The sequence below is a fragment of the Pseudomonas rossensis genome, assembly GCF_039888995.1.
Classification (GTDB): Bacteria; Pseudomonadota; Gammaproteobacteria; order Pseudomonadales; family Pseudomonadaceae; genus Aquipseudomonas; species Aquipseudomonas rossensis.
Window position 1 is genome coordinate 1 of sequence record NZ_JBBWCB010000165.1, and the last position, 10,352, is coordinate 10,352.

Annotated in this window: 9 protein-coding genes and 2 pseudogenes; 8 read left to right on the forward strand and 3 right to left on the reverse strand. The window is 58.4% G+C overall.

Annotation, left to right across the window (positions count from 1 at the left end):
• Positions 1–49 precede the first annotated feature (49 nt).
• The 3 genes from tnpC to WLY71_RS26930 all read left to right on the forward strand — a co-directional run bounded on the left by tnpC (position 50) and on the right by WLY71_RS26930 (position 3,442).
• Positions 50–1,597 carry an IS66 family transposase gene (tnpC, locus tag WLY71_RS26920; protein WP_347805973.1) on the forward strand — a complete coding sequence of 516 codons (1,548 nt, stop codon included), beginning with the start codon at positions 50–52 and terminating at the stop codon, positions 1,595–1,597.
• A 319-nt stretch (positions 1,598–1,916) separates the two neighbouring features.
• Positions 1,917–2,489: a TetR/AcrR family transcriptional regulator gene (locus tag WLY71_RS26925; protein WP_347805974.1), complete on the forward strand. Its 573-nt coding sequence runs from the start codon at positions 1,917–1,919 to the stop codon at positions 2,487–2,489.
• Positions 2,486–3,442: a DMT family transporter gene (locus WLY71_RS26930; RefSeq protein WP_347805975.1), complete on the forward strand. Its 957-nt coding sequence runs from the start codon at positions 2,486–2,488 to the stop codon at positions 3,440–3,442. The genes WLY71_RS26925 and WLY71_RS26930 overlap by 4 nt, the downstream gene beginning before the upstream one ends.
• A 93-nt stretch (positions 3,443–3,535) precedes the next feature.
• Here the strand turns inward: WLY71_RS26930 and WLY71_RS26935 are convergent, their stop codons facing one another.
• From WLY71_RS26935 to WLY71_RS26945, 3 genes and pseudogenes are all read right to left on the reverse strand, one after another.
• Positions 3,536–3,922, reverse strand: a complete 387-nt coding sequence (locus WLY71_RS26935) for a hypothetical protein (RefSeq protein WP_347805976.1) — start codon at positions 3,920–3,922, stop codon at positions 3,536–3,538.
• A gap of 92 nt (positions 3,923–4,014) precedes the next feature.
• On the reverse strand, positions 4,015–5,517 hold the full coding sequence (gene proP / locus WLY71_RS26940; protein ID WP_347805977.1) for a glycine betaine/L-proline transporter ProP: 1,503 nt from the start codon (positions 5,515–5,517) through the stop codon (positions 4,015–4,017).
• Between the two features lie 182 nt (positions 5,518–5,699).
• A pseudogene (locus WLY71_RS26945) lies at positions 5,700–5,925 on the reverse strand (LLM class flavin-dependent oxidoreductase); the annotation flags it as partial.
• A gap of 93 nt (positions 5,926–6,018) precedes the next feature.
• Between WLY71_RS26945 and WLY71_RS26950 the strand changes: the two are divergent.
• The 5 genes and pseudogenes from WLY71_RS26950 to WLY71_RS26970 all read left to right on the forward strand — a co-directional run.
• Positions 6,019–6,326, forward strand: a pseudogene (locus tag WLY71_RS26950) (OprD family outer membrane porin); the annotation flags it as partial.
• Between the two features lie 20 nt (positions 6,327–6,346).
• Positions 6,347–6,592 (forward strand): hypothetical protein, encoded by a 246-nt coding sequence (locus tag WLY71_RS26955; protein ID WP_347805978.1) that lies wholly within the window; start codon positions 6,347–6,349, stop codon positions 6,590–6,592.
• Between the two features lie 95 nt (positions 6,593–6,687).
• Complete coding sequence (gene nirB, locus WLY71_RS26960) at positions 6,688–9,249, forward strand: nitrite reductase large subunit NirB (RefSeq protein WP_347805979.1); 2,562 nt, start codon at positions 6,688–6,690, stop codon at positions 9,247–9,249.
• Positions 9,249–9,626, forward strand: a complete 378-nt coding sequence (nirD, locus tag WLY71_RS26965) for a nitrite reductase small subunit NirD (RefSeq protein ID WP_347805980.1) — start codon at positions 9,249–9,251, stop codon at positions 9,624–9,626. The genes nirB and nirD overlap by 1 nt, the downstream gene beginning before the upstream one ends.
• Positions 9,627–9,666: 40 nt before the next feature.
• On the forward strand, positions 9,667–10,107 hold the full coding sequence (locus WLY71_RS26970; protein ID WP_347805981.1) for a CBS domain-containing protein: 441 nt from the start codon (positions 9,667–9,669) through the stop codon (positions 10,105–10,107).
• Positions 10,108–10,352 lie beyond the last annotated feature (245 nt).

Below are 10,352 nucleotides of genomic sequence, written 5' to 3' on the forward strand. Positions count from 1 at the left end.
TCCGATGAGTCTATCGCCGGTGTAGCCTTGCTCTGGCAAAATCGGCGGCATGACTTCGCTTCCAAACCTCGACCAACTAAACCCTGAACAACTGCGCGCTCTGGCGGCGCAGTTGATGCAGCGTGTCGAGAGTCTCGATCAGAAAGTCGAGACGATGGGCAAGCAAATCCACCATCACAAAACGGTCAACGAGAAACTGGCCCACGAGATCGCGCAGCTCAAGCGCTTCAAGTTTGCCAAGCGCAGCGAGCAATTAAGCCCGGATCAAGCCAGTCTGCTCGATGACCTGATCGATACCGATATCGCAGCCATCGGAGCCGAGCTTGAGGCGCTGCAAGCTGCGCCGGTTTCGACCGAGGCTCGGCAAAAACCTAAACGCACCGCGTTGCCGCCGCAGTTTCCGCGCACCCTGATCCATCACGAACCCGACAACAGCCACTGCCAATGCGGCTGCGCCCTCAAGCGTATCGGCGAGGATGTTAGCGAGAAACTCGACTACACGCCGGGCGTGTTCACCGTCGAGCGTCACATCCGTGGAAAATGGGTCTGTGATGAGTGCGAAACGATGATCCAGGCACCGGTTCCGGCGCAAGTTATCGACAAGGGCATCCCGACCGCAGGGCTGCTGGCCCACGTCATGATCGCGAAGTTCGCCGACCATCTACCGCTTTATCGTCAGGAATCTATTTTTGGTCGAGCAGGCCTAGCCATCGCCCGCTCAACGTTGGCGCAATGGGTCGGCAACTGTGGTGTGCAGTTGCAGCCGCTGGTCGATGCCCTGCGTGATGCCGTCCTTGAACATTGCGTGATCCACGCCGATGAAACGCCGGTGCAAATGCTCACGCCGGGCGCCAAGAAGACTCACCGAGCCTATGTTTGGGCCTACGCTACCAGCCAGTTTTCAGACTTGGCGGCAGTCGTTTACGACTTCAGCCCCAGCCGCGCCGGAGAGCACGCACGTAACTTCCTTCAAGGCTGGAAGGGCAAGCTGGTTTGCGACGACTTTGGTGGCTACAAGGCCAGCTTTGCACTCGGCGTGACCGAGATCGGATGCATGGCCCATGCACGGCGCAAGTTCTTCGAACTACACGCCACCAACAAGAGCCAGCTAGCCGAACAGGCCTTGCGCTACATCCAGCTGCTGTACGAAATAGAGCATGAAGTCCGCGACCTAGAGCCGGATTTACGCCGCCGAATACGGCAAGAAAAAGCCGTACCGGTGATGGACGCTCTGCATGCCTGGATGATCGCCCAGCGCCTGCTCGTGCACGATGGCTCAGCTATTAGTAAAGCTCTGGATTACAGCCTCAAACGCTGGACGGCGTTATCGCACTATCTCGATGACGGGGCCGTACCCATTGACAATAATTGGTGCGAGAACCAAATCCGACCGTGGGCGTTGGGTCGCAAAAACTGGCTCTTTGCGGGTTCGCTGCGCAGCGGCAAACGGGCGGCGGCGATCATGAGCTTGATCCAGTCGGCGCGGCTCAACGGGCATGATCCGTATGCTTACTTGAAGGACGTCCTCACGCGCCTGCCGACGCAGCGGGCGAGTGAAATTGACGAGTTGCTGCCGCATAGGTGGCAACCGGTTTAGTTGCGCAAGACGGAATGCCCGGACGCAGACCAAGTTTTCTGACCATCTGCCGCTGTATCGGCAGGAGAAAATCTTCGGTCGCGCCGGATTACCGAGTCGCTGCCGCATAAATGGGCGCCCGTCTAACCACGCATGTGTGGGGGACGCTTACTAAGCTCGTAGACGTGGCGAACTTCCTGAAGCCAAATCCTTCGATTTACTGCTGAGTTGGCATGTTGCGGTCTGTGTCGTAATGGCCATGGTTTAGGTCGTCTTTGGATGCGCCTCAATCTTACCGGTCAGTATAGTCATCTCCGTCCCCATGCCGGAGTGCCTTAACATGGACAATACCCGTGAGCGCTTGATTGATTCAGCGCTGAAGCTGTTCCTGTCACAAGGCATATACATTACTGGTGTGATGGCCATCGCCGCGTTGGCGGGTGTTACCAAGATGACGCTCTACAGCCATTTTCCCTCCAAGGATGCGCTGATAGTGGCTTGCCTTGAGGAGCGTGACCGACTCTGGCGCGAAGAGGTAGCGCGCACCTTGGCGGCGCATCCTGACCCGGTCAGTGGCATGCTCGCGTTTTTTGATTTGTATCAACGCTATCTTTTGCGAGATAGCGGGCGCGGGTGCCTGTTCGTCAACAGTGCGGCTGAATTCCCCCAGTTCAGCCACCCTGTGCATTTGGCAGTGAGACGGCATAAGCAAGGGATACGCGAAAATCTCGCTGCATTGGCCATGAGCGCCGGTGTAAGCGACCCTGGCGTAGCTGCTGAGGGGCTGTTTATCTTGCTGGAGGGCAGTTTTGTCAGCGGCGCCATGGGCCAGGACGCGCGGGTATTCGACACCGCCCGGCAAATAGCTCATTGCTGGATCCGGAATCAGGGCCAGCAGGAGCAGAGCGCATGAGCCTAGGCTTATTAGCTGCCATTGCCGCCACTTTTTCCTGGTCGCTGCTCTACATCTTTCCGGGGCTGGTCGGCGATTACAGTCTTTTCGATCTGGCTGTGGTGAGCTATGCCTTTGCCGGGTTAGGTAGCCTGCTAGTACTGTTTGTTTACCGTAGCGAAGTGCGGCAATTGCGGCTGAGCGATTGGGCCTGCGCGGCGCTACTGGGGTTCTTAGGATACATCGGCTACTTCTTCCTGATCACCACTGCGGTCTTGGCCGCAGGGCCGGTGATCCCTCCGGTGATGATGGGGTCAGTACCGATCGTGCTAGCGATTGCCGGCAACATGCGAAGCTCCTGCGTGCCCTGGCGCGCCATTGCCGGGCCGCTGGTGGTGGCGGCCTTGGGCATAAGCTTGGTCAACCTAAGCGTGTTCGATTTTAGCAGCGCGACGGTGGTGCGCCCGACAGCTTCGATACTGCTTGGGCTGCTCGCATCGTTGCTGGCAATCGGATTTTGGACTGGTTTTGGCCTGTTAAATGAAAGTGCTTTGGCTCAACGCCCAAGCATGTCCCCCATGCTGTGGTCAGCCATGCTGATCTTCATGTGCAGCGTCGAAATGCTGGCCTTCATCCCAGCTGGGCTGTACCTGAAGCTGTCCCACTTCGCCAGCCATCCGAGCGGGTTAGCAGGTACACAGGCGCTGATAGTATGTGGGTTAATTCAGGGGCTAGGGGCCACACTTGCCGGTGCCTGGGCATGGTCAATCGCAACTAGGCGCCTACCTCTGGCTCTCAGCGGGCAATTGATCGCCAGCGAAACCCTTTATGCGACTGCACTGGGCCTGCTCATCAACCAACGCTGGCCCTCTCCTATGGAAGCGCTTGGGACAGGGTTGCTATTCGTAGGGGTAGTGTGGGCTATTCACGCCTTTTATCGCAGGCAAACACGCATCGAGAGCATGGCGGGATAAATGGCCTTAGCCAAAACTAATGAACTGTACCAATATGGTCATTTCAGGTGTCCACTTTGGATTGATCTGACACCATCGCCCTAAGTGTTGGGATCAGGAAGGTGTGTTGGCCGGACGGTTACGTACCGCGTAGGCCTTGTACCAATGATTCATTCCCGCAATAGCTTTCTGAGCAGGTGCCGTGTCGGCTGCCCCGATCAATTCCGCGCAAGCCTGCGCCATCGAGACAAGAATACGGGCGGCTTCAGGAACATAGGGAAGGTCATTCCTCGCTTCATGACGCTCACGAATAATCTGGTAGCGAACGTTCTCCGGGAGTGTCCAGGCGCTGATTAAAAACTCCTGAACGGAGTAATCGACGCCTTTGATTTCCACAGTCGCGGAGCGATGTTCCTCATTGAATCCTGCCGTTTCGATCTGCTCACAGCTATCGATCACAGTGTTCATCATTTCCCGAATTTGTTGCCAATCAGTTTTCATTTGAACTCCTTTTCAATGGTGTTCTTCAGGTTACGTCGAGTGGGTCTCTGTGGACAGCATTGAACGGCAGCTACTGGACAATAGTGCCCCCGTTATTCGATTCGCGGATGCTGCTGCACGAGATGCTCACGTTTAGCTTCCAGCTCGGCGATTTCTGCGTCGATGTTCTCGATCTCCTGCTCGATGTTGTCGTGATGCTCCTGCAGCAGTTCGTGCGCTTCCTCAATGTCGGAAGCCGCCGGAGCTGCACCACGCAACGGTTTATTCGCCGTTTCTTTCATCGTCACACCGGTAATCAAACCCACCACGGCAATCACCATCAGGTAGTAGGCCGGCATGTACAGATTTTGCGTGCTTTCCACCAGCCAGGCCACGGCGGCAGGGGTCAGACCCGCGATCAACACCGAGACGTTGAAGGCGCTGGCCAGGGCGCTGTAGCGGATGTGAGTGGGAAACATCGCCGGTAGGGTGGAAGCCATCACGCCGATGAAAAAGTTGAGCAGCACCGCCAGCACCAGCAAACCGGAAAAGATCAGGCCGATCTTGCCACTGTTGATCAGCATGAAGGCCGGGATGGCGAGGAAGAACAGACCGACGCTACCGCAGATAATGAAGGGGCGGCGGCCAATCTTGTCGCTGATGAAACCGATCATCGGCTGGACGAATAACATGCCGACCATGATCGCGATGATGATCAACACGCCGTGATTTTCGCTGTAGTGCAAGTTGTGTGTCAGGTAGCTCGGCATGTAGGTGAGCAGCATGTAGTAGGTGACGTTGGTGGCCGCCACTACGCCGATGCAGGTCATCAGACTGCGCCAGTGCTGGGTGGCCACCTCCTTGAAAGACACTTTCGGGCCTCTGGCAAGGCCTTCGCGATCACCCTGTTCCAGTTGTTCGACATGCTGCTGGAACGCCGGTGTCTCCTCCAGCGCGTGACGCAGGTAGAGCCCGATCATGCCCAGGGGCAGGGCGAGGAAGAAGGGCAGGCGCCAGCCCCATGCCTCAAACTGCTCTTCGCCCAGAATGGTGGAAATCAGCACGACCAGGCCTGCGCCAAAGACGAAGCCGGCGATCGAGCCGAAGTCCAGCCAGCTGCCAAGGAAACCGCGCTTGCGATCTGGGGCATATTCGGCGACGAAGATCGAGGCGCCGGTGTATTCACCGCCCACTGAAAAACCTTGGGCCATTTTAGCGAGCAGCAGGAGGATCGGCGCCCAGATGCCAATCGAGGCATACGACGGAATCAGCCCGATGGCGAAGGTGCTGAGCGACATGATCACGATGGTGGCCGCCAGGACTTTCTGCCGACCGTACTTATCGCCCAACGTACCGAAAAACAAACCACCCAGAGGCCTGATCAGGAAGGGAACCGAGAAGGTGGCCAACGCAGCAATCATCTGCACACCGGGATCAGCGCCTGGGAAAAATACCTTGCCGAGAACATAGGCAACAAAACCATAGACGCCGAAATCGAACCACTCCATCGCGTTGCCGAGTGCAGCGGCCGTGATCGCCTTGCGCATTTTCGCGTCATCGATAATGGTGATGTCTTCCAATCCGATCGGATTGACGGTTTTCTCACGTGATTTCATGCGAGCCACTCTGTAACTGATCTGTCCTTATGCAAACCGCTGAGCTTCGGTGTAGCGCAGGCCAGACGGGTTTGCCTTTACCGATGCCATCTTTTTGATAGCACGGCTTCTTTCTGATCAGATACAAGAGAACACGAAAGAATTCACATCTCGCCGTTATTTTTTGCTAGCGGCAACAGCTGTCAACGCGTCTGGTCGAAACGAAACGATGCCCCATATGCCGACGCGGGCAAGCGACTCGCACGATCGACGCGCAACCTTGAGCGGAAAGTGCCGCCCTTAGGTTCGGTGCGAAAGAAGCCGCGCTTCTGCAACTCGGGAATGATCAGTTTGACAAAGTCTTCAAAGCTACCGGGGCTAATCAGGGGGGTTGAGCATGTAACCGCTGGTACCGGATATCCGGGCGTGCATGAGACCTATGTTGGATTGCTGTGGATACTGAAGATCGGCCTCAAGATTCCGATATTCGGCTACGCTGGCCGTATGCCTTGCCAGTTAACGCGCTATGACCTGAACATGGCCGGTTACGGCATTCCCGGCCTGACCTTCGGCGCCCTGTACGTGCGCGGCAGCGGCATCGACGGTACGCACATGGACCCCAACTGTGGTTACAAGTGGTTGGGTTACGGGCAGGGCGGCAAGCACTGGGAACGTGATCTGCAGGCCAAATACGTGGTGCAGTCGGGCGTCGCGAAAAACCTCGCGTTCAGCCTGCGCCATGCGGTTCATCGCGGGAATGCGGTGCAAGCGGAGCTGGACGCCAATCAGACCGCCTGGCGATCGAATACCCGCTGGGTGGTAAATTCTGAACCGGAACGGGATCGCCTTTGTGCACTTTTATAAGGCCGCGCAACACGCCTCTGCACTATGCGAAGGCAAACATCGGGCTTTGATGGGCGCCCGTGGTCAACGTTTACTGGCGCAAGGACTGCCAACGGCCAACTGGCACAAAGTCTGCAAGACACTGTTCAGGCCCACTGTGAATGCAGTCGAGTGGGCAGCCCCCTCGGTCAACGACGATCGATTGGCCGAACAGGTCGCGGGCAACATCGGTGGATCCGGCATAGATGCCTGACCTGGCACCGTAAACGAACAGGCAAAGACGCCTGGAACCGCAAGGTTTCAGGCGTTTTTTTTTGCTTTTTGAACAGCTATCGACGGGTGTCCCTTATGAATTCCAATGTTGCCACTTTGAACAAGCTGCAAACGCTGATCGTGATCGGCAATGGCATGGTCGGACATCATTGTGTCGAACAGCTGATCGAACGCGGTGCCCTTGATCACTATCGACTGCACGTGTTCAGCGAAGAGCCGATGCGTGCCTACGACCGCGTGCACCTGTCCGAGTATTTCTCCGGCCGTGATGCCGAGTCGCTGGCCCTCGGTGAAGCCTCGCTGTACCAGACCCCGGGCGTCACGCTGCATCTGGGGGTGCCGGTCCTGGAAATCGACCGTACACGCCGTCAGGTGATCACCGCGCAAGGCTGTGTCTCCTACGACAAATTGGTGCTGGCCACCGGGTCCTATCCGTTTGTGCCGCCAATCGAAGGCGCCGAGGGCGATTCGCGGCTGGTGTATCGCACCCTTGAAGACCTCGACGCCATTCGTGCCGCGGCAAGCAACGCCCGACGCGGTGTGGTGGTCGGCGGTGGCTTGCTGGGGCTGGAAGCGGCCAACGCGCTGAAAACCCTGGGGCTGGAAGCCCATGTGGTGGAATTCGCCCCGCGCCTGATGCCGGTGCAGCTGGACGAGTACGGTGGCCTGGCGCTCAAGGCGCAGATCGAACGCCTCGGCGTCGGCGTGCATTTGTCGCGCGGCACGCAATCGATCAGCGCAGGCGAGGAATACCGCTATCGGATGAACTTCGCCAATGACGAATTCCTTGAAACCGACCTGATCGTGTTTTCCGCCGGTATCCGTGCGCAAGACGCACTGGCCCGTCAATGCTCGCTGGAAGTTGGCCCGCGCGGCGGTGTGGTGATTGACGATCAATGCCAGAGCAGCGATCCAAACATCTATGCCATCGGCGAGTGTGCCGCGTGGAACGGCAGCATTTTTGGCCTGGTCGCCCCGGGCTACCAAATGGCGCGCGGTGTTGCCGCATTGCTGTGCAACGAAACCGCCGAGCCGTTCATGGGCGCGGACATGTCGACCAAGCTCAAGCTGCTGGGCGTCGATGTCGGCTCCATCGGCGACGCGCATGGCAGCACACCGGGCGCGCGCAGCTATCAGTTCATCGACGAAACCACGGCCAGCTATCGACGCTTGGTGGTGGATGCCACGGGTAAGCACGTACTCGGTGCGGTGCTGGTGGGTGACAACAGTTATTACGACACGCTGCTGCAATACATGCAGAACGCGATTGCGCTGCCGGCGGAACCCGCCAGCCTGATTCTGCCATCGTCCGAAGGCGCGCCGACCTTGGGTCCAGGCGCGTTGCCCGAAGCGGCCACGGTGTGCTCGTGCCACAACGTCACCAAGGGTTCCATTTGCTCGGCCATCGACGGTGGCTGCACCGACCTCGGCCTGCTCAAGTCGCAGACCAAGGCGTGCACCGGTTGCGGTGGTTGTGCCGGGCTGCTCAAGCAGGTGTTCGAACATGAGCTGATTGCCCGTGGCGTCAGCGTCGACAAGAGCCTGTGCGAACACTTCGCCTATACCCGCCAAGAACTTTATGCGCTGGTGCGGGTAGAAGGGGTGATCACTTTCGAAGAACTGCTGGCCAAGCATGGCCGTGGCCACACCGGTTGCGACGTGTGCAAACCGGCGGTGGGTTCGATCCTCGCGTCGTGCTGGAACCAGCCGATCATGGACGCCTCACTGGTGCCGCTGCAGGACACCAACGACACCTTCATGGCCAACATGCAGAAAAACGGCACCTATTCGGTGGTGCCACGCATCCCCGGTGGTGAGATCACCGCCGACAAACTGATCGCGATCGGTGTGGTGGCGAAGAAGTACGACCTCTACACCAAAATCACCGGCGGCCAGCGTATCGACCTGTTTGGCGCGCAGTTGCATGAACTGCCGGACATCTGGGCCGAGCTGATTGAGGCCGGTTTCGAAACCGGGCACGCCTACGGCAAATCGACCCGCACGGTGAAGTCGTGTGTCGGCAGCACCTGGTGCCGTTATGGCGTGCAAGACAGCGTGCAAATGGCCCTGACCATCGAGGACCGCTACAAGGGCCTGCGCTCGCCGCACAAACTCAAATTCGCGGTGTCCGGTTGCACCCGGGAATGCGCCGAGGCTCAGAGCAAAGACGTTGGCGTGATCGCCACCGAGAAAGGCTGGAATCTTTACATCGCCGGCAACGGCGGCATGCGTCCACGTCACGCCGAGCTGTTCGCCACCGACCTCGACGATGCGACCCTGATCCGCTACATCGACCGCTTCCTGATGTTCTACATCCGCACCGCCGACAAATTGCAGCGTACCTCGGTGTGGCGCGAAAGCCTGGAAGGCGGCCTCGATTACCTCAAGGACGTGATCATCAACGACAGCCTCGGGCTCGGTGAAGAGCTCGAATCGCAGATGCAGTTGGTGGTCAATCGCTATGAATGCGAGTGGGCCAACGCCCTCAAAGACCCGGAAAAACTCAAGCGCTTCCGTACCTTCGTCAACGATAAACGCCCGGACCCGGACATCCACTTTGTCCAGGAACGCGGCCAGCGGCGCCCGATCATGGCCGCCGAACTCAACCTTATCCCTGTTACCGAGGAGATTGTCTGATGAGCCAGTCCAATACCCAACGCATCGATTCCCTGGAAAGCACCGAGGCCTGGCAAACGGTGTGCGAGCAACAGGACCTGGTCAGCAACTCCGGCGTTGTCGTTTGGTTCGACGGCGCGCAAGTGGCGCTGTTCTACCTGCCGGGTGCCGAGGGTCGGACCCTCTACGCCATCGACAACCATGACCCGCAATCCGGGGCGAATGTCATCGGTCGCGGGTTGGTGGGCAGCATTAAGGGGGATCTGGTGGTTGCATCGCCGATCTACAAACAGCATTTCCGCCTTGAGGACGGCAGCTGCCTGGAGTACCCGCAACAGCGACTGCGTGTTTGGCCCGTGCGGTTGAACAGCGGCGTGGTGGAAGTCGGGGTGGCTTGAGCCTGTTCAACAGCATCGCGTATCCGCATCGGAGGCATTTATGAAAACAGCCGCACAATTGCTGAAACTCAAGGTCGTGCAAAACCGTCAGGTGCACAGCATCGCGTCCGATGAGATGGTGCTTGAAGCGCTGAGGATCATGGCTGAAAAGAACGTGGGCGCGCTTCCGGTGATCGAGGCCGGGCAGGTGGTTGGCGTGATCAGCGAGCGCGACTATGCGCGCAAGGTTGTTCTGCAGGGGCGCTCTTCGGTTGGTACGCCGGTGCGCGACATCATGAGCGCGCCCGTGGTGACGGCTGACAGTCAGCAGAGCATCGAGCGTTGCATGGCAGTGATGACCGACAGCCATCTGCGTCATCTGCCGGTGGTGGACGGTGGCGAACTGATTGGGCTGTTATCGATTGGGGATTTGGTCAAGGAAGCTATCGTTGAGCAGGCGGATTTGATTCGGCAACTGGAGCATTACATTCGTGGGCACTGAACAGGTCGGTGCCACGGTGTTCACTTAAGGTTGGGGGACATATCCGTTTCTGCGGTGATGGCTGCTGGCGGTTTCGCTTTTACAGCGAGTCCCTTTTTCAAACGCCAAAAAGGAACCAAAAGGCTTTGCCCCTCCATTCGGTGCCTCGCCTAGGCTCGGCATGCCCTCACTCCGGCATTGCTCCGGGGGCCCGCCGCCATCGGCCATCCATGGCCGGGGGCGGCTACCGCGGCATCCTTGCCGCG

Bases quoted from the DNA above. Each gene is read 5' to 3' on its own strand.
- tnpC (WP_347805973.1), top strand. From the start codon at position 50: ATGACTTCGCTTCCAAACCTCGACCAACTAAACCCTGAACAACTGCGC.
- WLY71_RS26925 (WP_347805974.1), top strand. From the start codon at position 1,917: ATGGACAATACCCGTGAGCGCTTGATTGATTCAGCGCTGAAGCTGTTC.
- WLY71_RS26930 (WP_347805975.1), top strand. From the start codon at position 2,486: ATGAGCCTAGGCTTATTAGCTGCCATTGCCGCCACTTTTTCCTGGTCG.
- WLY71_RS26935 (WP_347805976.1), bottom strand. From the start codon at position 3,922: ATGAAAACTGATTGGCAACAAATTCGGGAAATGATGAACACTGTGATC.
- proP (WP_347805977.1), bottom strand. From the start codon at position 5,517: ATGAAATCACGTGAGAAAACCGTCAATCCGATCGGATTGGAAGACATC.
- nirB (WP_347805979.1), top strand. From the start codon at position 6,688: ATGAATTCCAATGTTGCCACTTTGAACAAGCTGCAAACGCTGATCGTG.
- nirD (WP_347805980.1), top strand. From the start codon at position 9,249: ATGAGCCAGTCCAATACCCAACGCATCGATTCCCTGGAAAGCACCGAG.
- WLY71_RS26970 (WP_347805981.1), top strand. From the start codon at position 9,667: ATGAAAACAGCCGCACAATTGCTGAAACTCAAGGTCGTGCAAAACCGT.